General features: G+C 67.9%; 26 protein-coding genes and 2 tRNA genes. 19 read left to right on the forward strand and 9 right to left on the reverse strand.

Annotated features, from left to right (window positions below; translation table 11 throughout):
• The first annotated feature begins 106 nt into the window (after positions 1-106).
• On the forward strand, positions 107-310 hold the full coding sequence (locus V9K99_RS07340; RefSeq protein ID WP_132207650.1) for a cold-shock protein: 204 nt from the start codon (positions 107-109) through the stop codon (positions 308-310).
• A gap of 46 nt (positions 311-356) precedes the next feature.
• Here V9K99_RS07340 and V9K99_RS07345 read toward each other — a convergent pair whose 3' ends face one another.
• Genes V9K99_RS07345 through V9K99_RS07355 form a run of 3 tightly spaced genes read right to left on the reverse strand, consistent with a single transcriptional unit; the run spans position 357 to position 4,483 of the window.
• A complete protein-coding gene (locus V9K99_RS07345; protein ID WP_337323155.1) occupies positions 357-836 on the reverse strand; it encodes a GNAT family N-acetyltransferase in 480 nt (159 codons plus the stop codon).
• On the reverse strand, positions 833-1,246 hold the full coding sequence (locus V9K99_RS07350) for a M23 family metallopeptidase (protein ID WP_337323154.1): 414 nt from the start codon (positions 1,244-1,246) through the stop codon (positions 833-835). Before V9K99_RS07350 ends, V9K99_RS07345 begins: the two co-directional genes overlap by 4 nt.
• A gap of 33 nt (positions 1,247-1,279) precedes the next feature.
• Positions 1,280-4,483, reverse strand: a complete 3,204-nt coding sequence (locus V9K99_RS07355) for a tetratricopeptide repeat protein (RefSeq protein WP_337323153.1) — start codon at positions 4,481-4,483, stop codon at positions 1,280-1,282.
• A gap of 203 nt (positions 4,484-4,686) precedes the next feature.
• On the opposite strand from V9K99_RS07355, the gene V9K99_RS07360 reads away from it, so the two are divergent.
• From V9K99_RS07360 to V9K99_RS07380, 5 genes are all read left to right on the forward strand, one after another.
• Positions 4,687-5,595: a class I SAM-dependent methyltransferase gene (locus tag V9K99_RS07360; RefSeq protein WP_337323152.1), complete on the forward strand. Its 909-nt coding sequence runs from the start codon at positions 4,687-4,689 to the stop codon at positions 5,593-5,595.
• Between the two features lie 171 nt (positions 5,596-5,766).
• Complete coding sequence (gene orn, locus V9K99_RS07365) at positions 5,767-6,414, forward strand: oligoribonuclease (RefSeq protein WP_337323151.1); 648 nt, start codon at positions 5,767-5,769, stop codon at positions 6,412-6,414.
• 31 nt (positions 6,415-6,445) lie between these two features.
• Positions 6,446-6,518: transfer RNA gene (locus V9K99_RS07370), tRNA-His, on the forward strand.
• A gap of 379 nt (positions 6,519-6,897) precedes the next feature.
• The gene (locus V9K99_RS07375; protein ID WP_337323150.1) at positions 6,898-7,389 is read left to right on the forward strand and encodes a SigE family RNA polymerase sigma factor; all 492 of its coding nucleotides are present in this window, start codon (positions 6,898-6,900) and stop codon (positions 7,387-7,389) included.
• Positions 7,390-7,406: 17 nt separating this feature from the next.
• The gene (locus tag V9K99_RS07380; protein ID WP_337323149.1) at positions 7,407-8,186 is read left to right on the forward strand and encodes a hypothetical protein; all 780 of its coding nucleotides are present in this window, start codon (positions 7,407-7,409) and stop codon (positions 8,184-8,186) included.
• A gap of 32 nt (positions 8,187-8,218) precedes the next feature.
• Here V9K99_RS07380 and V9K99_RS07385 read toward each other — a convergent pair whose 3' ends face one another.
• On the reverse strand, positions 8,219-8,839 hold the full coding sequence (locus V9K99_RS07385; protein ID WP_337323148.1) for a response regulator transcription factor: 621 nt from the start codon (positions 8,837-8,839) through the stop codon (positions 8,219-8,221).
• Positions 8,836-10,023, reverse strand: a complete 1,188-nt coding sequence (locus tag V9K99_RS07390; protein WP_337323147.1) for a sensor histidine kinase — start codon at positions 10,021-10,023, stop codon at positions 8,836-8,838. Before V9K99_RS07390 ends, V9K99_RS07385 begins: the two co-directional genes overlap by 4 nt.
• A gap of 137 nt (positions 10,024-10,160) precedes the next feature.
• On the opposite strand from V9K99_RS07390, the gene V9K99_RS07395 reads away from it, so the two are divergent.
• Positions 10,161-11,114, forward strand: a complete 954-nt coding sequence (locus tag V9K99_RS07395) for an SMP-30/gluconolactonase/LRE family protein (protein WP_337323146.1) — start codon at positions 10,161-10,163, stop codon at positions 11,112-11,114.
• Positions 11,115-11,185: 71 nt separating this feature from the next.
• Entirely contained in the window at positions 11,186-12,274 is a 1,089-nt protein-coding gene (locus V9K99_RS07400; RefSeq protein WP_337323145.1) for an ankyrin repeat domain-containing protein, read from the forward strand.
• Here V9K99_RS07400 and V9K99_RS07405 read toward each other — a convergent pair.
• Complete coding sequence (locus V9K99_RS07405) at positions 12,271-12,957, reverse strand: DUF429 domain-containing protein (protein WP_337336376.1); 687 nt, start codon at positions 12,955-12,957, stop codon at positions 12,271-12,273. The two genes, V9K99_RS07400 and V9K99_RS07405, sit on opposite strands and share 4 nt — an antisense overlap.
• A complete protein-coding gene (locus tag V9K99_RS07410) occupies positions 12,950-13,213 on the reverse strand; it encodes a hypothetical protein (protein ID WP_337323144.1) in 264 nt (87 codons plus the stop codon). Before V9K99_RS07410 ends, V9K99_RS07405 begins: the two co-directional genes overlap by 8 nt.
• A 31-nt stretch (positions 13,214-13,244) precedes the next feature.
• On the opposite strand from V9K99_RS07410, the gene V9K99_RS07415 reads away from it, so the two are divergent.
• Genes V9K99_RS07415 through V9K99_RS07425 form a run of 3 tightly spaced genes read left to right on the forward strand, consistent with a single transcriptional unit; the run spans position 13,245 to position 15,615 of the window.
• Positions 13,245-13,979, forward strand: coding sequence for a lipoate--protein ligase family protein (locus V9K99_RS07415; protein ID WP_337323143.1), 735 nt, complete (start codon positions 13,245-13,247; stop codon positions 13,977-13,979).
• Positions 13,976-15,223: an amidase gene (locus V9K99_RS07420; protein WP_337323142.1), complete on the forward strand. Its 1,248-nt coding sequence runs from the start codon at positions 13,976-13,978 to the stop codon at positions 15,221-15,223. Before V9K99_RS07415 ends, V9K99_RS07420 begins: the two co-directional genes overlap by 4 nt.
• 11 nt (positions 15,224-15,234) lie before the next feature.
• Positions 15,235-15,615: a VOC family protein gene (locus V9K99_RS07425; RefSeq protein ID WP_337323141.1), complete on the forward strand. Its 381-nt coding sequence runs from the start codon at positions 15,235-15,237 to the stop codon at positions 15,613-15,615.
• Here V9K99_RS07425 and V9K99_RS07430 read toward each other — a convergent pair.
• Positions 15,571-17,307, reverse strand: a complete 1,737-nt coding sequence (locus V9K99_RS07430; RefSeq protein ID WP_337323140.1) for an aminotransferase class V-fold PLP-dependent enzyme — start codon at positions 17,305-17,307, stop codon at positions 15,571-15,573. The two genes, V9K99_RS07425 and V9K99_RS07430, sit on opposite strands and share 45 nt — an antisense overlap.
• 94 nt (positions 17,308-17,401) lie before the next feature.
• On the opposite strand from V9K99_RS07430, the gene tenA reads away from it, so the two are divergent.
• The 7 genes from tenA to V9K99_RS07465 all read left to right on the forward strand — a co-directional run bounded on the left by tenA (position 17,402) and on the right by V9K99_RS07465 (position 21,849).
• The gene (gene tenA, locus V9K99_RS07435; RefSeq protein WP_337323139.1) at positions 17,402-18,064 is read left to right on the forward strand and encodes a thiaminase II; all 663 of its coding nucleotides are present in this window, start codon (positions 17,402-17,404) and stop codon (positions 18,062-18,064) included.
• The gene (locus V9K99_RS07440; RefSeq protein ID WP_337323138.1) at positions 18,061-19,614 is read left to right on the forward strand and encodes a phytoene desaturase family protein; all 1,554 of its coding nucleotides are present in this window, start codon (positions 18,061-18,063) and stop codon (positions 19,612-19,614) included. The genes tenA and V9K99_RS07440 overlap by 4 nt, the downstream gene beginning before the upstream one ends.
• A 74-nt stretch (positions 19,615-19,688) precedes the next feature.
• Positions 19,689-19,761 (forward strand) — tRNA-Lys (locus V9K99_RS07445).
• Between the two features lie 271 nt (positions 19,762-20,032).
• Positions 20,033-20,287 carry a hypothetical protein gene (locus V9K99_RS07450; protein WP_337323137.1) on the forward strand — a complete coding sequence of 85 codons (255 nt, stop codon included), beginning with the start codon at positions 20,033-20,035 and terminating at the stop codon, positions 20,285-20,287.
• A 165-nt stretch (positions 20,288-20,452) separates the two neighbouring features.
• Positions 20,453-20,932 carry a helix-turn-helix domain-containing protein gene (locus V9K99_RS42715; RefSeq protein ID WP_443137117.1) on the forward strand — a complete coding sequence of 160 codons (480 nt, stop codon included), beginning with the start codon at positions 20,453-20,455 and terminating at the stop codon, positions 20,930-20,932.
• 28 nt (positions 20,933-20,960) lie between these two features.
• Positions 20,961-21,098: a hypothetical protein gene (locus tag V9K99_RS07460; RefSeq protein ID WP_337323135.1), complete on the forward strand. Its 138-nt coding sequence runs from the start codon at positions 20,961-20,963 to the stop codon at positions 21,096-21,098.
• Positions 21,099-21,297: 199 nt separating this feature from the next.
• Positions 21,298-21,849 (forward strand): hypothetical protein, encoded by a 552-nt coding sequence (locus V9K99_RS07465; RefSeq protein WP_337323134.1) that lies wholly within the window; start codon positions 21,298-21,300, stop codon positions 21,847-21,849.
• Here V9K99_RS07465 and V9K99_RS07470 read toward each other — a convergent pair.
• Positions 21,813-22,253, reverse strand: coding sequence for a hypothetical protein (locus tag V9K99_RS07470; protein ID WP_337323133.1), 441 nt, complete (start codon positions 22,251-22,253; stop codon positions 21,813-21,815). The genes V9K99_RS07465 and V9K99_RS07470 overlap by 37 nt on opposite strands.
• Before the next feature lie 557 nt (positions 22,254-22,810).
• Between V9K99_RS07470 and V9K99_RS07475 the strand changes: the two genes are divergently transcribed.
• Positions 22,811-23,392 (forward strand): hypothetical protein, encoded by a 582-nt coding sequence (locus V9K99_RS07475; RefSeq protein WP_337323132.1) that lies wholly within the window; start codon positions 22,811-22,813, stop codon positions 23,390-23,392.
• Positions 23,393-24,424: the final 1,032 nt, after the last annotated feature.

Below are 24,424 nucleotides of genomic sequence, written 5' to 3' on the forward strand. Positions count from 1 at the left end.
CATTCCAGGCCTAGGTCTGTTGTGAGAGGGCTCGTTGCGGCAACCCGGGCGCCGGCACCCGTCGGGCCCGACCCGTGCCCATCATGGGCCCACAAGGGAGTACAGCATGGCCAGCGGAACAGTGAAGTGGTTCAACGGTGAGAAGGGCTTCGGCTTCATCACCCAGGACAGCGGCGGCGCCGACGTCTTCGTGCACTACTCGGCGATCGCGACCGACGGTTTCCGGTCGCTCGAGGAGAACCAGAAGGTCGAGTTCGACGTAGCCCAGGGCCCCAAGGGCCTGCAGGCGGAGAACGTCCGCCCGGTCTGAGCCTCACTTCGACAGGCCCGGTCCCCTCAGGGGGCCGGGCCTGTTGTCATGTGGTCCAGAGGTACTCGCCGTCTTCGAGCTGGTCGGTGCGGGTGAGGCCTGCGGCGGTGGTGACGGCTGCTGACGCGGCGTGGTCGGGGTGGACGTGGGCGATGATCCGCTCGACGCCCTGTTCGTTCAGCCAGGAGACCAGGCCTAGCGCGGCCTCTTTCGCGTAGCCGCGGCCCTGCCAGTCGGTGCCCACGACCCACGCGATCTCCGCCGTACTGCCGGTGACGGTCGACTGCACGTAGCCGACGAGCTGGCCGTCGTACTGGATCACCCAGTTGAGCCAGTGCTCGTCGTCACGACCCGATCCGGCGAGCTGACGACGGTAGCGGTTCTCCAGCCCGTCCACGGTGGGTGGCTCGCCGCCCGTGAACGTATAGAGGTTCGGGTCGGCGAGGACCTTGGCCATCTCCGCGGCGTACTCGACCTGCAACGGGAGCATGACGAGCCGGGCGGTGTGGAACGTGGTCGCGATCACGGCTCAACGGTAGCGCCGGACGGCTCGGTCGCTCCCTCCTCGACCGACCCGCCCTGCGCCACCATCCGCATCCGGGCATTCGTGTGCAGGTCGAACTGAGGACTCCGCTGGTCCCCCACCCCGTACGGCGCGACCCGCTCCTCGTACCGCAGCTGTGCACCAGCCGCGACCCCCAGCAGATCCCCGGTCTCCACGGTCTCCCCCTGGCTGACCGTGAGCTCAGACAGCTGGTCGTAGACATGCCAGATCGCGTTCGACTCGACCACGACCCGCCCGGCCTCGACCTGGACCACCACACCGGCCAGAGTCGCCCTGACGGGCGTACCTGGTTCGGTGCGGTAGTCGCGACCGGGTTGACCCGCCAGACCGAACTCGCGAACCACCACTGGGTTGTGCACCGGCGCTGCCATGGTCAGATGGTGCGACCGCACCTTCAGAAATCCTTAAAGCCGGGCCGGCACCGCCGGATACGGGGCCGGCTCGACCTCCAGCTCGGCCATCCGCTGCACGTAGGTGCGGTACGCCCGACGCGCTTCGCCGTGGGCACCACTCGCCTGGAACGCCGACACCAGGCCCAGATGGGCGCGCTCGTCGTACTGGTCCCGCTGGAGGATCCTGAGCAGGTATCCGGCCGCCGCATCGGGGTCACGGCGACCCCGCTCGGCCAGCACCCGCGCCACTCGGACATAGAGCGCCCGGGCCTCCTCACGCATCCCGGCGGCCCAGTCGGCGTACACGTCCTCTTCCAGGAAGTCCCCGCTGTACGCCGCCTCTGCCGCGCGGAGCAACCGCAGATCGCTCGTGTTGAGACCCTCCCGGGCGTCGTGCAGGAAGCGCTCGACGTCCACGGACGCCTGGTCGCCGTCGAGCCAGATGGTGGCCCGGTCGGCGCCGACGAAGCGGTCTGGCGGGTACCTCTTCTCCGGGTCGAGCACGGACCGCACGGTCGACAGGGCCACGGACAGCCTGGGTGAGGCGACCGACTCGTCCTGCTCCGGCCAGAGCAGGTCCAGCAACTGCACTCGGGCCACCGGGTGGCAGCGACGCGCGACCAGGATCTTCAGCAGATCCCGGGCCTTCTTTGACGGCCACTCCCCCAACTGGACCGCTTTGCCGTCGCGGAGCACGCGGAAGCCACCGAGGCACTCGATCCGGACGGGAGCCGGGCCACTCTCGTCACTGGCTGCCAGCGCTGCTGCCGCGTAGCGGGTCGCTCCCGCGGCCAGGAACTGCTGGTGCGCGTGCAGAGCGAGCTCACGGCTTTCGGCACCGGTCGTGCGCTTGGCGAGCATCAACTCGGCCCGGGCCAGACCCAACTGGTCGCCGAGCTCGCTGCGGATGTTCAGGACCTCGTGCAGCACCTCGCCGCCGCCTGCCGCCGCGTACAGCTCCAGAGCGTCGGCCAGGCCGGCCCGGTCGCGTCTCTTGCGGCAGAGCGCGGCCGCTTCTTGTGCTGTGGCCGCCGCCTCGGTCTGGTTGCCAGCGTGCAGGGTGACCCACCCCAGCGCGACCAGTGCACCGGAGAGGCCGAGGACAGGGCCGTAGGCAACTGCCTGCCGAGCCAAGGCGGCCAGCTCGGCGGCGCGCTGCGGCTCCTCGACGGCCAGCACTCGAGCGAGACCGGCCAGCGAAGGCACGAGGGCCTGCATGTCCTTGGTCTCCTCGGCAATCGCCTTGGCCTCTTCGAAGCAGGCTCTGGCCATGGCACGGTCACCACGCTCGCGGTAGACCTCACCGAGGATGGACAGCGGCTGAGCGACTCGCTTGGAGTCCAGCTTCTGGTAGAGCGCCCGTGACGCCTCCAGTTCACCGATGGCCTCGTCCAACCGGCCCAGCCTGAGCAGAGCTTCGCCACGGTTGTTCAGAGCCAGGGCACGGAACACTGCGAAGCCTGCACGGTCCGCAAGCTCCAGAGCGACGTCCAACTCCTTCAGACCCAGCGCGTAGTCGCCCTCAGCGACGTGGTGCGAGGAGCGGTTCACCCGGATGCGGATCGACTGCAGCAGGTCGCCGGCTCGCTCCGCATGCTCCAACGCTCGTACGTAGTTGGTGTAGTTGCCCTGTGGATCGCTGTCGACCGCCGCGAGCATCGCTCGGACGGTGTGGCTGATGGCCAGTGCCCCATCGTCTCCGGAGACCTTGGCCGTCGCGTGCGCAGCGGTGACCAGCGCACGGCACTCCTCGAACTCACCACGCAGCCAATGCGCACCCGCCCACCACGCCTGCAGCAATGCCTCGTCGGTGGGGTGCTGCCCGTCGATCCGACCGCGCTGATACATCGCGATCGCCACGTCCGTATGGCCGCGTAGGTGGTGGATGAGTCCGAGTCGCCAGGCGATAGCGACCGGGATCTCACCCGCGGGCTCGATGATCCGGTCGAAGCACTCCACCGCACCCTGCCAGTCACCGAGGACCTGCCGGGCTTCACCCTCCAACTGGTCCATGCTGGCGTCACGCAGCTCTGCAGGCAGTGCGGCGACCGCAGCGACCACGATCTCCGCCAGGCCACCGCTGACCATCGCATGGCCTCGCTCGGCCAACATGCGAGCGGCCGCAGCCGGGTCGACAGCTTGGTAGCAGGTCAGGGCATCCCGGTACTCGCCTGTCGACTCGAACCACTTGCCGGCTTCCAGAGAGAGCTCAGCCAGCTCCTCCGGGTCCACTGCCAGCCTGTCCTTGGCGAAGTTCCTCACCAGTGGGTTGAGCTCGTAGCCGTCCGCATCACCGGCCGAGACGAGTAGTCCCCTGGTCCGGAGTTGCTGGAGAGTCTCCGCACTGTCTGTCAGTCCTATTGCCTTACACAGCTCGGACCCGAACCGCGGTAATACAGCCACGCCGGCGACCAAGCGCCGTACCGCTGGAGGCTCTGCTGCGAAGACCTCCTCGGCGAGGTAGTCGTACAGCGGGCCGTCCGACCGCAGGGCGCGTCGTAACCGGCTGCCACGCTCGTCGGCCGGTGCAGTCCGCAGTGCTTCCACAGCAAGGCGTACGGCGGCCGGCCAGCCCTGCACTGCGGTCTGCAACGACTCAGCGAGGTCGTCGGTGCCTTCACCAAGGACCTTCCGCAGTACGGCGAGGGTCTCGGGGACTGTGAACGCCAGAGCGGTCGCGTCGATCTCCAGCACCTGACCGCGGCCCCGGAGACGGTCGATACCGAAGGGCATGTGCGTGCGGGAGGCAACGACCATGTGGAGGTTCGACGGTGCGATGCGGACCAGGCCTTCGATCAGTCTGGCCGCGGGAGCATCCGGGTCGATCTCATGCAGGTCGTCCAGGACGAGGATGAGGTCGCCGCTGAGGTTCTCCTCCAGGGCCTCGGCGAGGAGAGCGGCGTACGCGAGAGCCCGGGTCTGCTGCTCGGCATCGGCATCCGGGCCGCGGGGGCTCTGCAGCTCAGCCGGGATGGCTTCGAGAGCAGGCACCTGGCGGCGAAGTGCGGCGACCAGACCGGACACCATGGCTGCGAGCGAGGCGTCCTCCGCGCGGACTGTGTGCCAGGCGCATGGCCGGGTGGCCGCCCAAGAACTCAGTAGTGTCGATTTCCCGAAGCCTGCGTCCGCCACCACGGTCAGCAGCCGCCGCTGGACGCCCTCGTCCAGCAACGACGACAACCGGGGCCGCCCCACCGTCCCCGCCACGGATTCCACCGGCGCCCCACCTCCTCCCCAGACTCGAATAGGACAGCACCCCGTGTCACCGGGCCGCAACCGTGTTAGCCCTGATCTCCTGGTTGAACGTGAAAATCTCCCGAATGGGGTGAGCAAAGCTCCTGACACAGCCGGGACACCCCCACTTGCCGGAACGGCAACGGGAGGTGTGATTTTGGGGTGGGCGGGCTGAGACTGGCGGCATGGTGGAGATTCAGTGGAGTGAAGAGGCCGGACGGCTGCGGGCGTCGGCGGCGAACGAGGCCGAGTGGAACGCGACGGTCGCGGCGAGTCTGGTCCGGGACAGCGACAAGGTGGCGGTGGACGTCGGCTGCGGCGGCGGCGGGATGGCGAAGGCGCTGGCCGAGGCGATGCCGGCGGGTACGACGGTGGTCGCGATCGACGCGGATCCCGACGTACTGGAGCAGGCGCGGCAGCACACGGCCGGAGCAGTCCGGTGTGAGCTGGCGTCGATGGACGACGGTGCCGAACCGTTGCGCAAGGCAATCGATGCACCGGCCGACCTGATCTGGGCGTCGGCCTCGGTACATCACGCAGGGGACCAGCAGGCGGCCGTCGACGCGCTCGCGTCGTTGCTGGCACCGGGTGGGCGGCTGGCGCTCGCAGAGGGCGGTCTGCCGTCGCGGAGCCTGCCGTGGGACCTGGGGATCGGCGAGCCCGGGCTGGAGTTGCGGCTGGACCTGGCGCAGGACCGGTACTTCGCGGCGATGCGTGACGGGTTGCCGGGCACGGTGCCGATGCCATACGGCTGGACCGACGCGCTGACCCGGGCCGGGCTGATTGACGTGACCACTCGGAGCATTCTGAGCGAGTCCCCGGCACCACTGTCGGCTGAGCAGCGTGACCAGCTCATCACGCAGTTCCAGCACCGGGTGGACTGGCTGACTCCGGACGCCGAACCGACACACGGTCATGGGCATGGGCATGGGCACGGTCATGGGCATGTCGAGGCGCAGGAGTGGCTCTCGCCCGAGGATCTGGCGGTCTGGGCACAGCTGCTGGATCCGGAGAGCGAGCACTATCTCGGCCGGCGCACGGACCTCGCCGTACTGTCCGTCCGCAGCATCCACCTCGGCCACGCACCTGCCTGACCCGGACCTGCACCACTCACCAACCACCGACGACTCGGGTGCCTCACGCTCAGCCGACGCTCGACACCTGCCGTCCGCGGGGTTTGGTGAGTGGTGCAAGTCCGCGCCACGCGGCGGCTTCGGAGGTGGGGAGCGCGACGGTGTCCCCGGGTCACCGTAAGGTGGGTGCCCATGAACGACCGGCTGGTGTGGATCGACTGCGAGATGACCGGCCTCGATCTGGCGGCGGACGCCCTGATCGAGGTCGCGGTCCTCGTCACCGATTACGAACTGAACGTGCTCGGTGACGGGATCGACCTGGTGATCGCGCCACCCCCGGCCGCGCTGGAGCAGATGGGCGACTTCGTCCGCGAAATGCACACCGACTCCGGGCTGCTCGCCGAACTGCCGAACGGGATCCCGCTGGCCGACGCCGAGCAGCAGGTGCTCGACTTCATCTCCGGATACGTCAAGGAGCCGCGCAAGGCCGCGCTGGCCGGCAACTCGGTCGGCACCGACCGGACCTTCCTGGTCCGCGACATGCCCCGGGTCGAGGCGCACCTGCACTACCGCAACGTCGACGTCAGCTCGATCAAGGAGCTGGTCCGGCGCTGGTATCCGCGGGTGTACTACGCGACCCCGGCCAAGACCGGCAACCACCGCGCCCTGGCCGACATCACCGAGAGCATCGCCGAGCTCAGGTACTACCGCCAGACCGTCTTCGTCCCCCAGCCCGGCCCCGACTCCGACACCGCCCGAGCCGCCGCCAGCCTGGTCTCCGACACAGGCAACGGGGCGTCCGCCGACCCGATTTCTGGTAATCGGCCTTCATCGCTATGATTGCTCAGCCGTCGCAGTAAGACCGGCAATGGTGGGTGTAGCTCAGCTGGTAGAGCACCTGGTTGTGGTCCAGGTGGTCGCGGGTTCGAGTCCCGTCACTCACCCGAAGTCGAAGGCGATCTGTGTCCGCGGAAAGCGCGGACCGGGTCGCCTTCGGCATTTGTGCGGCTTCGCTCCGCTCGCCGCGAGCGGGGGCTCCGCCACCCGCACCCCCCGCGCCTTCGCTTCGCTCGGCTGCTGTGGCTGATCTTGTCGTTCGGCTTTTGCTCCTGTGGTTGAGGTTGTCTGTTGGGCTGGCAGGATGGCCCGGTGAAGTCTTCTGGGAGTTTGTGGTTGGGGTACGGCGTCGTGCTTCTGGTCACGTTTGTGGTGGGGTTTCTGGCGTTCTCGGTGTGGGTGTTGTCGAAGGTCTTCTGATCCGGGTGTGATCTGCGCGGGCGGTCGGTGCGTCTTGTAGGCAGGAGCGTCGATCGAAAGGCTGCGATGAGGGCTACGACGGAGGATTTCGAGGAGTTCGCGCGGGCGCGGATTCCACAGTTGTACCGGACCGCCTGGTTGCTGACGGGTGATCGGCATCATGCCGAGGATCTGGTGCAGGACACGCTCGCGAACATGCTGAAGACGTGGCAGCGGATCGACAATCCGGGGGCGTATGCGCGGGCCGCGCTGGTGCGGACGTTCATCTCCCAGCGCCGGCGGCGGAGTTGGTCGGAGCGGCCCACCGCGGAGGTGCCGGAGCGGGCCGAGCGGACTGGTGACCCTGAGTTGCGGTTGTCGCTGCAGAGTGCTTTGGCCGAGCTGGCGCCGCTGGATCGGGCTGTGCTGGTGCTGCGGTTCTTCGAAGATCGCAGCGTCGAGCAGGTCGCGCTCGATCTCGGCAAGAACGCCAGCGCGATCACGACCCGGACGTCCCGCGCCCTCGACCGTCTGCGGGCGGTCCTCGGCGACGGTGCCGCCCAACTGATCGTCCACTGACCTCACCGGGAGAACCCATGAACAACCTCAACGACACCCTGCCCGGTCTGATGCACCGGGCCACCGAGAACCTCGAGCCAGTGTCCACCGACCTGCTCGAACGCACCGTCCAGCAGGGCCTCCGGCTCCGCAAGCGCCGTACGACGCTCCTCACGGTCACCGGAGCAGGCGCCGTACTCGCAACCGCAGGTCTCGTCGTCGGCGCTACCCAGGTGCTCGGCCGCCCATTCGACGCCGCAGTCGCGGGTACGACGCCGACACCGTCCGCCAAGGCTCAGACCGCGAAACCGGTCACCCCTGAAGAGACGCTGGCCACGCTGCGCTCGCTGATCCAGGGGCCAGGACTGACTCTGACCGCGCCGGAGGCACGGGGTGGCGGCAAGGAAGGCTTCAACGCCGTCGCGTACGTCGCCAACGACGGGCTGGGGGCATCGCGAGTCGAGGCGATCGTGGAAGGCAGCTCACAGGCTCCCAGCTGCGCCAGCCTCGACCCGGGTAGCTGCACGGTCCGGGCGGACGGCTCAGTGCTGGTCACGTTGACCGAATCGCCGGAGTACCCGCCAGGCCGCAACGTCGACGGCGTCGTCTCCAACCACGCCGACCTCTACTATCCCGACGGCCGCCACCTCGGCATCACCAGCTACAACGCGCCTGCACAAAAGGGCGCCCCCCACACCCGCACGAAGCCTCTCTTCACGACCGCGCAACTGACCACGATCGTGGAGAGCAAGACGTGGAAGTTCCCGGCCGCCAGCACGGTCAAGCCCTCCAAGGGCGCCATTGGCAAGACCAAGTAGCGCAGGGGCCCGGCTGCACTCGGCAGCCGGGCCTAGGCCGGTGGGCGGATGATGCGTTGCTCGATGGCTCGGGCGACGGCGGCGGCTCGGGTGTCTACTTCGAGCTTGGTGTAGATGTGCGAGAGGTGGGACTTGATCGTCGCCTCGCTGACGAAGAGGCGTTTGGCGAGTTCGCGGTTCGACTGGCCGGTGGCGAGGAGGCCGAGGATCTCGACCTCGCGGTCGGTGAGGAGCGGCCCGGTCCGCTTCACCAGCCGGGCCGCTACCGCCGGCGCCAGGACCACCTCACCGCGTGCGGTCCCGCGGATGGCGCGGAACAGGTCCTCCGGCGGCGCATCCTTCAGTAGGTAACCGGACGCGCCCGCGTCGATCGCACTCAGGATGTCTGCCTCGGTGTCGTACGTCGTGAGCACCAAGACCTGAGGCGGTTCCGGCAGGGCACGCAGCCGTGCGGTCACCTCTGCACCACCAGGTCCGCGTCCGAGGTTCAGATCCATCAGTACGACGTCCGGACGCACAGCCGCGACCAGTTGCTCGGCACTGTGCGCGTCAGACGCCTCTCCGACCACAGTCAGGTCGTCCTGGCCGTCCACGAGTGCACGCATCCCAGCACGCACCACAGGGTGGTCGTCGACCAGCGCTACCCGAATCACGACTGCTCCAGGGGTACTGAGGCTGCAAGCGCCGTACCTTCACCCGGCTCGCTCTCCAGCACCAGCGTGCCGCCGAGTGCTTGGAGCCGTTCGCGGATACCAGCCAGGCCGCGGCCGCGCTCTGGGCCAGGTGTGGCAGTGCCGAGCCCTCGTCCGTCGTCGCGGACGTCTAGTACGACGGCATCCGGCTGGTAGGTCAGTGTGACCACGGCAGTACTCGCGGCCGCGTGCTCGAGCACGTTGGCCAGTGCACCACGGGCAGTACGGAGCAACGCAGTCTCCACCTCCGGACCGAGTGCTACCGGCGTACCGTGTACCTGGACCTGCACATCGACCCCACTGTGCGCTGCCAGACGCTCACACGTGTGCCGCAGCGCGTCAGGCAACGCTGGGCCGTCTGTAGTGAGCTCCGCTGGTGCCAGGTCGCGGACTACTCGTCGTACCTCGTCTAAGCCGTCGCGGGCGGTTGCCGCCGCCTGGGCCGCGTGCTCGCGGGCAGCAACCGGCCGGTCCTCCCACTCGCGTTCCGCGGCCTGCAACAGCAGATTGATGCTGGACAGGCCCTGAGCGACGCTGTCATGGATCTCTCGCGACAGCCGCGCCCGCTCAGCCAGTACGCCGGCCTGGTGCTGCACGTCGGCCAGGTCACCCTGTGCCGCATGCAGGTCGTCCAACAACGCCTGCCGCGCCAGTGCGTCGCGCTCCAGGGCTCTATACGCGCTGACAGCCAGGACGGCGACGCAGACTGGGCCGAGCACGATCGTCGGGTCCAGCCGGTCGGTCATCTGGGTCCACATGACCACAGTCGTCACGACCATGCCCGCCACGACCGCACAGGCCGGCCAGAACGGCAGCACCCGCAGCGCCACGAACGACAGCGGTACGGCGCACCACGCGAACGACGGCGCCACCAGCACCAGCCCGAACCACACCGCGACCAGCAGAGCCAGCCACACTGGGCCCGGCAGCACTCGGTACGCCGTGTACGTCGCCAGCAGGACCACGGCCCCGGCGAGCACCCACGGCGCCCTGTCGCCGAACCCGTGCCCGGACAGGTAGCGCACGGCAGACGCCAGCACGAGTACGACGAACGCCGCGTGCAGCGCCGTCACCAGCCCGTTGGCGCGGCCGAGGATGCCGGCCGCCCAGGCCGGCGCAGTGGGCCGTGTGGGTGAAGTGGTCATGTCGAGCCGATGGTAGGCCCGAAGGACCCGCTACCGAATCATCCGTTCGGCTATCCGATCGTCCCCGAATGCCCGTCGTACCCGCGTCACCCACGGAGCAGGCTGGACACATCCACCACTCTCGAAGCGAGGTACTCATGTCCGTCCGCTCCCTGTCTGCGACCCTGGCGCTGTCCGCCGTGCTGCTCGGCGTCGGCGTACCCACGGCGTCCGCCCGGCCCGCCAGCTACGAGCTGCCCGGTGACACCGGCGGGTCCAAGTTCGAGGGCATCGGGTACGACGTACGCACGCAGCACTTCTACGTGTCGGAGACGACCGGTGGTGAGATCCACCGTGGACAGCTCCGCGCCGCGGCCGCGACGGAGTGGTTGCGCGGCGACGGCACCGACGGCCGCTGGACCGCCCGCGGCGTGACGGTCGACTCGCGGGGACGGGTGTACGTCGCCGGTGGCCCGAACGGCATCGATCACCCCGGTGCTCCCGACCTGTGGGTGTACGACAGCTCCGGCCGGCTGCTGGCGGCTCTGCGCACCGGAGTGGCCAACGCGTTCCTCAACGACGTGGTGATCGGCTCTGACGGAGCGGCGTACTTCACCAACTCCAACGCGCCGCAGGTGTTCCGGGTGACCGAGCAGCACGGCCAGTGGACCGTCCGGACCTGGGTGGACGCCACTGCGTCGATCCCGACCCAGACCGGGTTCAACCTCGGTGGCATCGTGCTGTCGCCGGACCGCCGGGCGCTGGTCGTCGCCCAGGGCAACGTCGGCAAGCTGTGGCGGTTCGACTTGGAGACTGGGGCTGTCTCGCGGGTCGACACGGGTACTGCGGATCTGGTCAACGCGGATGGTCTCGTGCGGGACGGTGACCTGCTCTGGGTGGTGCGGAACTTCTCCAGGGTGCTGAGCACGCTGCGGCTGTCGGACGACGGCAGTACGGCGTCGCTGGTCTCTGCGGTCGCTACTGACCCGACCCGGGTGTTCACTACCGCGAAGCTGGCGCAGGGCAGGCTGCTGCTCGTTGACAGCAAGTTCGACGAGCCAGTCGCCGTACCGCCGTACCAGGTCGTCGCTCAGACCCCGCCACGCGGATGACCCGGCTCATCGCCCTGGCTGCCGCCATCCTGGTGGCGGCAGCCTGCTCCTCCTCACCAAGGACCTCCGTTGTGCAGACAGCTGACCAGCAACTGATCGCCGCAGCCTGGAAGAACGACGTACCCACCGCTCGCCGGCTGATCGCGGCAGGCGCCAACGTCAACGCCGTCGACGACACCACCCAGAGCGCCTTTCTGATCGCCGCCAGCGAGGGCTACCTCGACCTGCTCGACCTGACCCTGCAGCACGGTGCCGATGTCCGCAGCCTCGACAGCTACCGCGGTACGGCGCTCATCCGCGCAGCCGAACGCGGCCACGCCGCAGTAGTCGGCCGCCTGCTCCGCGCCGGCGTAGCCGTCGACCACGTCAACCGCCTCGGCTGGACCGCCCTGCACGAGGCAGTCCTGCTCGGCGACGGCAGCCCTCGGTACGTCGACACCGTCCGCCTACTCGTCGCCGCCGGAGCCAACCGCAACCTCCCCGCCGAGCGCGACGGAACGACCCCCGTGCAAGCAGCCCGCGGTCAGGTAGCCGCCGTACTGAGCACCAAGCTCCCACCGCGCGACCAGGCCGCCATGGCACTGCTCACAGCAGCCGAAGCCGGTGATGCCAACCGTGTCGCAGCAGCTCTCGCCGCCCGTGCGCCACTCGAGTCACGGGACGACCACCGCCGTACCGCACTCCTGCTCGCCTCGCTGAACGACCACGTCGACGTGGCGCGACTCCTGGTCGCACTCGGCGCGGACCCGGACGCTCAGGACGACCGCCAGGACTCCCCCTGGCTGGTCACCGGCGTCACAGGCAGCGTCGCCATGCTCGAAGCCCTGCTCCCGGCCAACCCCGACCTCAACCTCCGCAACCGCTACGGCGGCATCTCCGTCATCCCCGCCAGCGAACGCGGCCACGTCGACTACGTCCGCCGGGTAGTGCAAACCCCCATCAACGTCAACCACGTCAACAACCTCGGTTGGACCGCCCTCCTGGAAGCCATCATCCTCGGCAAAGGCACCGAGCCATGGCAACAAATCGTCGCCATCCTCCTCACAGCCGGCGCCAACCCGTCCCTCCCCGACGCTGACGGCACCACCCCGCTACAACACGCCGAGAACCGCGACTACAACGAGATCGCCAACCTCCTACGCAACGCCGGCGCCCGCTAAGCCCAGATGGCGGCCGGCGGCCCGGCTCCGAACACCTCCGGCGGTTCGGGGTAGGCGATCGCACGGCCCTCGGCGTAACGTCCGGCTGTCCAGGCCGCCGCAGCCGCGTCGAGCACATCGTCCACAGCCGCGAACTCCCCCGCGCGACCGATGTCAGCGGGCACACGCATCCCAACGCCCGCCAGCAAGTGCCGGCGTTCCTCCGCGCCTGCCCAGGTCGACTTCGGATGCACCAACGGCCGCCCCGCCATCGTCGCGAAACAGACCTCCGGATGCACCTCGATCACCGCACAACCGGCCGTCGGTACCCAGGCGTCGACTTCCAGGATCTTCCTCGCCAACGCGTACGCCTGCTGACTGAGCCCCTTGCCGGTGGCCCGCAGATTCACCGTCGACGCCTCGGCATGCGTAGCCGCCATCAACGCCTCCCTGACCGGCGTCGAAAACACCGACGACGCCCGCCTCCCCACCACCCCTCGCGCCAACACATCAGCCTGCCGCGGCCCCGTGATCGGCAACCCAATGGGAATGTCCACACCCACCACCCCCAGAGCCCCATCCCCCTCCGCCGCCGCAACCACCTCCCCAATAGTCACCCCGAAGTACCCCCGCAGGTCATCAGTGATCCCCACCCACCCCTTCCGGCAAGCATCGACTCCCATCACCCGCCTGGGCTCACTCATGCCTTGCCCGTACCGTGTCGCGAACCGGTGCACCGATCGGGCGAAGTACGACCATCAGGTCGTGCATAGACGTGGCGCCGGCCAGGAGTTGGTCCGCGCCGGAGTCGATCACGCTGTCGACCACGTCGACCAGATAGCCGAAGTCGGGATGGTCGGCGGCCATCCCACCGAGAAACTCCCGAATCTCCACCCACGAGCCCTTCCTGAACGAATGCGCCCAGGCTCGCTCGCTGGTGCCGATTCCCCACCTCGTCATGGGCGTCAGTTTCACATGACACGATGGCGGGGTGTTGGTGTTTTCTGGTGGGGTTGGCGATGAGGGCCTCGAGTTGGCTGTTGGGCATGCGTTGGTACGGCGGGTGTCGAGTGGCGAGGTGATGGAGGCGCTCCGGGTGTATCGGCCGGGGGCGCCGGTGGTGGTGTTCGGGCGGCGGGATACGCGGCTGCCGGGGTTTGGGGCGGCGGTGCGTGCGGCGAGGGCGGCTGGGTTTGAGCCGTTGGTGCGGGCGGTGGGTGGGCGGCCGGTCGCCTACACGACTGAGGCCGTGGTGGTTGACCACGTCAAGCATGAACGCCTGGCACCGGAAGGGCTGGAGACCCGGTTCAAGGAGTTCGGTCTGAGGTACGCCGACGTACTGCAGAAGCTCGGGATCGACGCGCGGGTCGGAGCCGTGCCTGGTGAGTATTGCCCGGGTGCGCACAGCGTCAACGCGCGCGGTGTGGTGAAGCTGGTCGGCACGGGCCAGCGCGTCGTACGCAACGGCTGGCTGTTCAGCGCGCTGACCGTGGTCGGCGACGACGTACGTCTCCAAGCTGTGTTGGCAGACGTCTACCGCCACCTGGAGCTCCCCTTCGACCCGGCGTCGGTCGGCTCGCTCTCAACCGAGGTGCCAGGGCTGACCGTCGACACCGTCGAACGCCAAATCCTCGACGCGTACGGCGCGACGACCTCGCAACCGCTCGACGACGCAACCCTCGAACTGGCAGCCGAGCTCGCCGCCGACCACCGGGTCGACGCATGATCAGCCTGGAGGAAACCGCCGCGAAGGTGCGAAGCGGCCAACTCGATCCGGTCGAAGTGGTCGAGCAAGCACTGCAGCGTGCCGAGGACAACCAGCACCTGAACGCCGTGGTGCACCTCGACGCGGACGGCGCCCGCAAGGCTGCGGCCGACCACCCCCGCACCGGCGCGCTCGCCGGCGTACCCGTTCTGGTCAAAGAGATCATCGAGGTCGAAGGCCTGCCGTTCCGCTGCGGATCCGCCTCGATGGACGAGCTCGGCCAACGCGACGCCGAGGTGGTCGCTCGGCTCCGCGCAGCCGGCGCGATCATCATCGGTCTCAGCCACACGCACGAGTTCGCCTACGGCTGCACCGGTACGTCGAACCGAGTCGGCCCCTGCCGCAACCCACACGACCCGTCACGGATGACCGGCGGCTCGAGTGCGGGCGCCGGAGCCGCCGTCGCGGCAGGGATCGTTCCCCTCGCGATCGGCACCGACACGGCCGGCTCGGTCCGCATCCCGGCCGCACTCTGTGGAGTCGTCGGCTTCAAGCCGGCGTACGGCACCTTGCCCATCGACGGAGTCTTCCCGCTCGCGCAGAGCCTCGATCACGTCGGCGTACTCACCACCACCGTCGCGGACGCGGCGTACGCGATCGCAGCCCTGACCGGCACCGCCCAGGCCGAGCGGACGCCCCCACGGATCGGTGTGGTCGTCAACGACGAGTACCTCGACTACACACCCGAAGTCGGCGCCGCCTGGAATCGTGCGATCAGCCGATTGTCGACAACCGACATCCGCCTCCCCGACTGGGCCGAAAGCTTCCACACCGCCGCCGATATCCAAGGCCCGGAAGCGACCGCAAACCACGCCGGCCGCAACATCGACCTCTACCAACCCGACGTCCAGGAACGACTTCGCGAGGCCGCAGCCGTCCCTCGCACCCGGTACGACGCAGCACGCGCCAAGGCAACCGAGATCACCGCAGCCATGACCGACCTCCTCCACGAGGTCGACGCCGTCATCACCCCCACCGTCCTCACCACCGCCCCACCGATCGACGCCGTCGACGATCCGGCCGGTGCCCTAGCCGTCCGCGCCCAACTCCTCAAGAACACCCGCCTGGCCAACCTCACCAAGCACCCCGCGATCACGATCCCCCTACCGACGACAGGCCTCCCGATCGGCCTGCAAGTGATTGCCAGAGACAACGACCTGGCCATCGCGGCGGCCGATTTGATCTCAAGGAGACTTGAAGTCTGAGAATCTGCGCCATGGACATGACACTGCGGATCGAGGTCTTCGCCCAGGACATCGACCAGGCCGGCCGGTTCTATCGCGACGTACTCGGCTTCGAGGAACTGTCCCGCCAGCCCCGTTACCTGTGGATGGGCCGCGGCTCAGCCCGGATCGGCATCGGCGCCGCCGGGGAGCCGATCGATCCGGCGCTCAGGCGGGTGCCGGCCGGAACCGAGATCGTGCTCGAGGTCGACGACATCGACGCCGAATACGAGCGAGTGCGCGCCACCGGCTGGCCGGTCGAGGGCGCCGTACAGCTGCAGGAATGGGGCCTGCGGGACTTCCGTCTGTTCGATGCCGACGGCTACTACCTACGACTGACCTCCCGGTCGGCCCGACAGGCAGCGGGAAGGTAGATCGAACCAGCGGAGGTGGTCGAAGTCCGCGTTCACATGACCTTCGTGATCAGGGTTCTCCTGGCAAGTGGAGAGGAGTTCGCGGGCCTCGGCCAGGTAGCCCTGCAGGGCTGACTCCGGAGCCGTGTGGTCGTGGCGTGGGTACCGCAGCGTGCCGTCGGCGTCGTACCCGACCTGGGACAGCCGCAGCGGCGGCTCGACCGGGCCGCGGTGGTGGCGCCACAGACCGTTCGTCGGGTCGAAGCGGTAGTCGCCGAGCAGCCGCCAGCCGTCGCGGGCGACCAGTTTGACGGCCTCGACGACGTACGCGGAAACGGCTTCCGAGATGAAGTAGTTGAAGTTGACCCGCACCCAGCCGGGTTTGATCCCCTCGCACCCGTGCAGGATCTCGGCCGCGAACTCGTGCGACCGCTCCAGGTCGATCCCGAGCAGCGCGTGCCCGTACGGACCCGCGCACGAGCACCCGCCGCGCGACTGGATGCCGAACAGGTCGTTCAGCAGCGCGACGACGAAGTTGTGGTGCAGATAACGCCCGGACGGCGCCTTGATCACGAACGACACGATCGACAACCGCTCGGCGTCGAGGTTGCCGAGGATCTGGATGTTCGGCTCCTCCTGCCACGCCTCGACCGCACGCCGCAGATACCAGTCCTCGTGCGCGCGGATCACATCGATCCCGACCTCCTGCTTGAGCTGGAACGCGAGCCCGGCGCGGATCGACCCGATGATCGCCGGCGTACCACCCTCCTCGCGGTGCACCGGATCGTCGAGATAGCGATGCTCGAGCGGGTTCACATACGCGACCGTCCCACCGCCCGGTACGTCGGGAACCCGGTTGTGGAGCAGTTCCCGACGGGCCACGAGTACGCCGGGTGTCCCCGGACCGCCGATCAGCTTGTGCGGGCTGAGGAAGATCGCGTCCTTGTACTCCAGCCGGTCCTCGCCGTACATGTCGATCTCCACGTACGGCGCCGCCGCCGCGCAGTCCCAGAACGACAAAGCGCCGTACCGATGGAGCAGCGCCGACACGCAACGGGTGTCGGTGACGATCCCGGTGACGTTGCTGGCCGCGGAGAACGAGCCGATCTTCAGCGGGCGGTCGGCGTACTCGACCAACCGCGACTCGAGCTGATCGATGTCGATGTGGCCGTCGTGGTCCTGGCTGATCACGACCACGTCGGCGATCGACTCGCGCCACGGAAGCTCGTTGGAGTGATGCTCGTACGGCCCGATGAAGACGACCGGGCGGCGCTCCGGCGGGATCTGGTCGGTGAAGTGATAGGTGTCGTCCAGCTCGGCCGGGATGCGCAGGCCCATGATCCCGATCAGCTTGTCGATCGCTCCGGTCGCGCCCGATCCGCAGAAGATCACCGCGGTCTCGTCATCGCCGCCCACGCTGTCGCGGATGATCCGGCGGGCGTCCTCCCGAAGGCGCGTGGTCTGCAGGCCCGTCCCGCTGGACTCGGTGTGCGTGTTCGCGTACCGCGGCAGCACCTCGTCGCGGATGAAGTCCTCGAGGAAGGTGAGAGCACGGCCGGACGCGGTGTAGTCGGCGTACGTGACCCGGCGGGGACCGTACGGCCCGGGCATGACCTGGTCATCGCCGATCACCGAGGCCCGGATCCGGCGCAGCAAGGGGGTGTCGGGCGGCATACCGACCGTCGCGTCAACCCGCTCCCCCTGGATGGTCATGGCGTCAGCGTAAGGCGGCCGAGTGACTTTCGTCTCGTGCTGTCGTGCCGCGTTCTGGATAAGGTCGTCGCAGTCGACGGCGAGGGAGTTGGGGATGACGCTTTCCAGCGAGCTGTGGGACCGCGGTGGGGCGCCCGTGTACGACGAGATCGTCCGGCACCCGTTCATCACCGGGCTGACCGACGGCACGCTGGACCATGACGCGTTCCGCTACTTCATCGTTCAGGACAGTCACTATCTGCGCTCGTACTCGCGGGCGCTGACCCTGATCGCCGGCCGCGCGGCCGACGAGGACGCGGTCAGCATGTTCGCCCTGCATGCCGCCAACGCGATCGCGGTCGAGCGCTCGCTGCACACCTCTCTGCTCGGCACACTCGGTCTGACCGAGGCCGATGTCGACGCAGCCGGCTCCGGTCCGACGACGACGGCGTACATGTCCTATCTGACCGCGGTGTGCGCGACGGGCACGTATGCCGAGGCCGTGGCCGCCGTACTGCCCTGCTATTGGATCTACCGCGACGTCGGCCGCGAGCTGCTGAAGCGGTCCTCACCGGATCCGCTCTACCGGCAGTGGATCGAGACCTACGGCTCGGACGAGTTCGACGCTGTGGTCGAGTCGGTGCTGGCGGTGACCGACGGGCTGGACGTGAGCGCGTCGGAGCGGGAGCGTTGCCATAGGCACTTCAGTACGACGTGCCGCTACGAATGGATGTTCTGGGACGCCGCGTACAACCAGCTGGATTGGCCGGTCGGATGAAGGACTTCTACGACGTCGTGATCGTCGGCGGCGGCCACAACGGCCTCGTCGCCGCCTCCTACCTGGCCCAGGCCGGGCTGTCCACGCTAGTGCTGGAGCAACAGGCCCACACGGGCGGCGCCGCGGTCAGTCAGCAGGTCTTCCCGGGGGTCGACGCGCGCCTGTCGCGGTACTCGTACCTGGTCAGTCTGCTCCCGGACAAGATCGTCGCGGACCTGGGGCTGGCGCTGGAACTCCGGTCGCGCTCCGTCGCGTCGTACACGCCGGTACGACGCTCAGGCCGCTACGTCGGCCTGATGGTCGAGCGGCCCGAGGGCGCGGCGACGCGTGCGTCCTTTGCCGCGCTGACTGGCAGCGACGCGGACTATGACGCTTGGACTGCCTTCTACGGGGCTGTCGGCTCTCTCGCCGCCGCTGTCGCTCCTACGCTCCTTGAACCGCTGCAATCCGCCAGCGCGCTGCGCTCCCGGGTCGACGCCGCGCTCTGGGACGAGCTCATCGAACGCCCTCTCGGCGAGAGCATCGAGCGACGATTCGCCGACGACACCGTCCGCGGCGTGGTCGCGACGGACGCGGTGATCGGGACCTTTGCCGGGCTTCACGACGAGTCGCTGATCCAGAACCGATGCTTCCTCTACCACCTGATCGGCAACGGCACCGGTGAGTGGCGGGTGCCTGTCGGCGGCATGGGCGCGGTGACGGACGCCCTGGCGGCTGCTGCCCGGCGTGCCGGCGCATCGCTGATCACCAACGCGTCCGTGAGCAGGGTTGAAGCTGATGGGGTCAGCGCCTCGGTCACCTGGCTCGGCGGTGACGGAGAGCGGTCCGTCGACTGCTCCTACGTGTTGGCCAACGTCGCGCCTGCGACGTTGGACGCGCTGCGTGGCCGGCCGGCCGGTTCGAAGCCCGAGGGGTCGCAGCTCAAGATCAACCTGCTGCTCTCCCGGCTGCCTGCGCTGAAGTCAGGCGACGACCCACGGCGGGCGTTCGCCGGGACGTTCCACATCGACGAGGACTACAGCCAACTGGAGTCGGCTTACCAGTCAGCCTCTTCAGGCGTCCTCCCGTCGACGCCGCCCTCGGAGGTGTACTGCCACTCGCTGACCGACCCGTCGATCCTGTCGCCGTCGCTGGTTGCCTCCGGCCACCACACGCTGACTGTCTTCGGCGTCCACTTCCCCGCCCGGTTGTTTGCCTCCGACAACGATGCGGTCCGGGCCGAGGCGGTCCGGCGGGTGCTGGCCGGGCTGGAGTCGTACCTGGCCGAACCGCTCGAGGACTGCATCGCCCGCGACGGCGACGGCAACCTCTGCATCGAGGCCAAGACGCCGTACGACATCGAGGAATCCGTCGGCATGCCCGGCGGCCACATCTTCCACGGCGACCTGCAATGGCCCTGGGCCGCCGACGACGCCGACGTCGGCCGCTGGGGCACCGAGACCGACGTCGCCAACCTCCTGATCTGCGGTTCCGGCGCCCGCCGCGGCGGCGCCGTCTCCGGCCTCGGCGGCCACAACGCCGCCATGTCCCTGCTCTCCCAGCACCCCTGATTTAACCGATTTCGCATCTCCCTCCCAGCCCTGCTACGATCCTCATCGTTCGAACGCAAGACAACAGAACACAGGCGCCGCTAGCTCAATTGGCAGAGCAGCTGACTCTTAATCAGCGGGTTCGGGGTTCGAGTCCCTGGCGGCGCACAAAAGCCCAGGTCACGCAGGTGTCCTGGGTTTCTTGATGTCTGGCACGGACCCTTTACGTGCCCCTTTGCCAGAACTCCGCTTCGGCCGCAGCTCCCTCTCCCTCTCCCTGTCGCAGCTCACCCTCGAACTCGACCACCGCACCTGTTCGACCTTGACCTGACCGTGACTGTGCGTCACATCACATCGGTTCGCATCACTGCCGACTTCTCCGATTCTCGGCCGCGGCGAGCGTTGAGCATCCAACCACCGTTCAGGTTGGAGGCTTGAGATGTCGAGGCCACCGCTGCCCATCGGAACCTGGGGGAGCATCTCCACCAGCGTCGAACGAACCGACGACAAGGGAAAGCCCGTCGCCTACCGGTCGAAGGCGAAGTTCCGCGACCACGACGGTCGCATCCGCGTGGTGAGCGCGTTCGGCAAGAACAAGACGACAGCCGAGCGCGCCCTGCTCAGGAAGCTTCAGGACCGCGCCAAGACCAACCAGTCCGGCGAGCTGACCGCGTTGCAAAGATCTCCCATCTGATCGAGCTGTGGGAGAAGAGGTTCGAGCAGTGGGTCGCCGACGGGAAACGCTCGCCACCTCACTCGACAGCTACCGAGGCGCGATCAAGAACCACATCCGCCCGCCCTCGGCGAACTCCGCATCGGCGAGGCCACCACCCAACGCATCGACACCGTCATCTCCACGATCACCGAACGAGCCGGCGCCCCACGAGCCAAAACCTGCCGCGACCTAGGCCTCACCCTCCGAGCCCTCCGCCGCCAAACCGGCCAGACCCGCAAACAGGTCGCCGAAACCCTCAACTGGCCCCAAACCAGAATCGAACTCATCGAAACCGGCCGCATCAAGATCGACCACCAACTGGTCTCCGACCTCATCAAGACCTACGGCATCCAACTCGAGGACTCCGCCAGCCTTCTCACCCAAGTCGACGACGCGACCCAACCAGCCGCGGCGGACAAGCTGGCCTGGATCCGCTCTCACGCTCTCCGCAAAACCACCGCCACCGCCCTCGACCAACAAGGCCACACGGCCCGCCAAATCGCCGACCAGTTAGGCCAAGCCAAAGTCCCCATCACCCCAGACATCTACATGGGCCGCGCAGCCGCCAACCCCGCCGCAGCAGAAGCCCTCCAACGAGCCTTCGAAGACCCCCACCTCCTCTGAGAACGCACCCTCGTCGCCCGGCGACAAGATGTTCCAGTTCTACGCCGAAGACCACGCCCGCTTCACCGGCGACCGCAACCTCGACGCAGTCCGGGCCCGGAACCCAGCCCTGCAGTCCTTCAAAGACTGGCTCTCCAAGCACAAACATGCCTTCTCCATCAAGTAGTCGATGGCGGATCGGGCTCAAACCCGATCCGCCCTCAGACCCGCGACGAGCGCATCAGTCACCAACGTTGACCGTCTCTTGTCAGCTCTCCACGGAGCAGTGACGGAGCAGAAAATGGGCACGGGCGCGGGCCGGGATCACCACTACCATCCCGCCCAACCACTCGCCCTGCTCAACATGACCGGCAAGCGCAGCGATCATGCCGATCGTGGCGTTCGCGTCCCGCGAAACCGGCGCCAGCGTCGACGCCTACTTCGACGGCTCCGGCCTCCAACTAATCGCCCGACGCCTCCTCGCCGCCACGCGCGGCGGGCAACCGGTCAGCCGGGTCTACTCCTGGCTCACCGACGCCAACAACACCCAGCCCGAGAACCTGCTGCGCGACCACGGCGACATCGCGATGGCCGAATCCGTCGAAGCCGTCCGCGCCGCACCCGAGAAGCAGCGCGGCGGCGTGTTCGGCACCGCCCACCAGGTGGCCACAGGTCTCGGTTCCAGCCGGGTCGCGCCCTGGGTGAACCCCGGTACGGCGCCGCGGCCAGAGTTCAACCCGCACCAGTTCGTACGCCGCGGCGGCACCCTCTACAGCCTGTCCCGCGAAGTGACCACCTACCGCGACCACGGCGCCACCGGGCCTCGCGCCGACCAGACGGTGTGGGACGACACCACCGACCACGCCAGGATCACCCAGAGCCTGTACGCCCTGTCGCGGGCTCAGGTGTACGGGTTGTTGTGGGCCTCGCCGGCCTGACAGATCAGATCCCCGTCCGGCACTCTGTAGATGCACACCTTCACGAAGACGTACTTGAGGGGCTTGGTGCCGGTACGGATGAAGTCTCCGAAGTTGGTGCCGTTGGGGCCGCAGCCGTTGGTGTCCGCCTTCCGGTTGCCGACACCGGACGATCCGTCGGTGTGCACCCACGTCACCTCGGCCCGCACCGGAAGGTTGTCGCCGGGACAGATGTCACGCACGGTGAAGTCCCGGAACACGACCCTCGTCCGGCTGGTGAAGTCGACGGTCGTGCGGACGGACCCGGCGCCGGTCCTCCATTCCACGCGGGCGGAGGTCAGTCCCTCGGCCTGCGCCGGGACTGCTGTCAGCAACCCGCCCACTGCCGCGATGCCCACCGCGGCGCCCAGAATGCGTGTCTTCAACAGTCCTCCTGAAAGGGATGTCTTGAGTCGGCCCGTCCGACCGGCATGATGCTAGGGACCGCCGTGGTCGGCCCGCTGCCCGTACTCCACCCGTACTCGCGCGTTGGATCACTTGAGTGGCCGACCAAGGTCACGAGTTCGAGCTGACGGCAAGTGGGATGACCGGTCGTGGCAGGGTCGGGAGCGCGTCGTTCGACTCCGTAGCCGGCAATTCCTCGGGCCTAGAGTTCGAGTCCGGCGGAAGCCTGCATACGGATTCCTCACAGACGCGGTAGTTACGACGCCGGCCGCAGAGATCAGTTCGCTGCCGGTGACGTTCTCGTAGAACATGCCCGGCGCCGACCAGTGGCCCGAGCAAGTCTGCACCGTCCCGCTGACCTTCAGCGAGTCCTTCACTCATGCCAGTAGCTACCAGTCCCCATCGGCTCGCCGTATAGTCGTATGCATGTTCGACTGTAGTGAGCGTTTCGGGTGCGCTCCGAACCGCGACCCGATCGCTGACTACCATTGGCGCTTCGCGGAGGCTCCCCGCAGACTGCCGCATGGAGGAGTGATTCGTGTCCCGTAGACGGGTGATCGTGTTGCTGGCGGTGGCCATTGCGATCCTCGTACCGGCGTGCGTGCTGACCTGGTGGGACCCATTCAACCTTCGGTACGCGGGGTTCGTGGCCGCCGCGTCGACCGGCCTGGCGGCAGCGTCCGCCGCCACCGTGGCAGTCCTTGTCTGGCGACGCCGTGCCGTCACGATCGCCGCGGTCGTGCTCGGCTCTGTGGGAGTGGTGTTCGCCGGGGGTACGGCGTGGCTGTCCGCCGAGCTGTCGCCGCGGGGGCCGGATCGAGACCGGGTGGCGTCACCGGACGGCCGCTACGAACTCGTGCGCGTGAGGGGCGTCATCGGATCCGAGGTGCGCCTGCGGCGTGACCGCGGTCTGCTGTCGCAGGACACCGTTGTCTGGTACGACGACGGAGGCAGCCCCAACGGCCGCGACAGCGGAACCGTCATTCCGAAGTTCCGGTTCGTCGATGCGCGTTCCGTCGAGGTACTGACCTCCGGCGGCTGCAGCCACCGATCGGCCTTCGACACCACGACATTGGTGCTGAAAGAGCACGCGCGGCCGTTCCGTGCAAGCACCTGCTGACGCATCACTGCGCTCATGCGAGCTATTGCCGTCGGGATCTTCGACCGGGATTCTTCTGATGCGTACCCAAGCTCTCGAAATGTCCCTGAAGCAACCCAGGGCGAGTCGGGAACTGGGCGGGACCCTGGCGTCCCCTCATGGGAAAAAGGTGGCCAGCCCTTGCCGACATGTCAGACCAGTGCGGCCAGTACGACCAGGCGCCTGCGCGAATCGATGGAGTGAGATCCGATCGAAGCGGTGGCGGCTCACATGTCGGTGCGGAGCGGGCGGTGCAGACTCAGTATCCGCCTTCGTCTCGTTCGTCGTGCCGACCTCGCGGTGGGGCAAGGTGTGAGGATGACTGGGTATGAGCTGAGGACCGTTACGCACTACGGTGTTGAGTCGGTCAACGGGTGGCCGACAAAGGTGTACGAGATGACCGTCGAGAGCTGAGCGGCAAGTTGCTCAATGCAGCCCGGCGGATCGCAGCCGAGGCTTTGCCGGCTGGTGACGGGTCGAGGGCAGCTTTCATCATCGCTCATCGAGCGCGTCCGGCCTGCTTTTGTGCTGGTCTATTGGTGGGCAACCGCAGTCGACCTGTCGCTGGCCTACTTCCGGGCGCCCCTTGAGCGACCAGCCGACCTCGAACCGTTGCCGGCTGACGCGGTTGGATGTGTCTGGGAGCTGGGGATCACCAACCACGAACGCGAGGCTTGGGTACGACACGTGCTCCAGGCCGGTGACCTCACTGCCTATTTGGAAGCCACATCATTGACTGAGGTCTAGGCCATCGGCGGCTGACCATTGTCGACAAGACATCGGGCAGCGGATGCAAGGGTGCCCGTGATTGAGCGCACGGTGCGCGGCAGGGCACTGAAAGGTCTGCGCGCACGCGGTGGAATCGCAATGGATGGCGGTAGTGGTCGCCTTGTTTGGCGGCGTCGGCTGCCACCTCGACGACCACAACTGGTTTGACTTCACGATCTCGACCTTCTTGGCGTCGCGAACCCAGTGTCCGCTGATCTCCTCTGGCCAGGGATGCCGGCATCCCTG

The organism is Kribbella sp. CCNWLW201 (genome assembly GCF_037203805.1).
GTDB lineage: Bacteria > Actinomycetota > Actinomycetes > Propionibacteriales > Kribbellaceae > Kribbella.

Coding starts and splice junctions, on each gene's coding strand:
- V9K99_RS07375 (WP_337323150.1), top strand. CDS start 6,898: ATGAGGGCTACGACGGAGGATTTCGAGGAGTTCGCGCGGGCGCGGATT.
- V9K99_RS07390 (WP_337323147.1), bottom strand. CDS start 10,023: ATGACCACTTCACCCACACGGCCCACTGCGCCGGCCTGGGCGGCCGGC.
- V9K99_RS07425 (WP_337323141.1), top strand. CDS start 15,235: ATGGACATGACACTGCGGATCGAGGTCTTCGCCCAGGACATCGACCAG.
- V9K99_RS07430 (WP_337323140.1), bottom strand. CDS start 17,307: ATGACCATCCAGGGGGAGCGGGTTGACGCGACGGTCGGTATGCCGCCC.
- V9K99_RS07360 (WP_337323152.1), top strand. CDS start 4,687: ATGGTGGAGATTCAGTGGAGTGAAGAGGCCGGACGGCTGCGGGCGTCG.
- V9K99_RS07395 (WP_337323146.1), top strand. CDS start 10,161: ATGTCCGTCCGCTCCCTGTCTGCGACCCTGGCGCTGTCCGCCGTGCTG.
- orn (WP_337323151.1), top strand. CDS start 5,767: ATGAACGACCGGCTGGTGTGGATCGACTGCGAGATGACCGGCCTCGAT.
- V9K99_RS07440 (WP_337323138.1), top strand. CDS start 18,061: ATGAAGGACTTCTACGACGTCGTGATCGTCGGCGGCGGCCACAACGGC.
- V9K99_RS07465 (WP_337323134.1), top strand. CDS start 21,298: ATGCCGATCGTGGCGTTCGCGTCCCGCGAAACCGGCGCCAGCGTCGAC.
- V9K99_RS07405 (WP_337336376.1), bottom strand. CDS start 12,957: ATGAGTGAGCCCAGGCGGGTGATGGGAGTCGATGCTTGCCGGAAGGGG.
- V9K99_RS07380 (WP_337323149.1), top strand. CDS start 7,407: ATGAACAACCTCAACGACACCCTGCCCGGTCTGATGCACCGGGCCACC.
- V9K99_RS07420 (WP_337323142.1), top strand. CDS start 13,976: ATGATCAGCCTGGAGGAAACCGCCGCGAAGGTGCGAAGCGGCCAACTC.
- V9K99_RS07410 (WP_337323144.1), bottom strand. CDS start 13,213: ATGACGAGGTGGGGAATCGGCACCAGCGAGCGAGCCTGGGCGCATTCG.
- V9K99_RS07460 (WP_337323135.1), top strand. CDS start 20,961: ATGTTCCAGTTCTACGCCGAAGACCACGCCCGCTTCACCGGCGACCGC.
- V9K99_RS07350 (WP_337323154.1), bottom strand. CDS start 1,246: ATGGCAGCGCCGGTGCACAACCCAGTGGTGGTTCGCGAGTTCGGTCTG.
- V9K99_RS07340 (WP_132207650.1), top strand. CDS start 107: ATGGCCAGCGGAACAGTGAAGTGGTTCAACGGTGAGAAGGGCTTCGGC.
- tenA (WP_337323139.1), top strand. CDS start 17,402: ATGACGCTTTCCAGCGAGCTGTGGGACCGCGGTGGGGCGCCCGTGTAC.
- V9K99_RS07450 (WP_337323137.1), top strand. CDS start 20,033: ATGTCGAGGCCACCGCTGCCCATCGGAACCTGGGGGAGCATCTCCACC.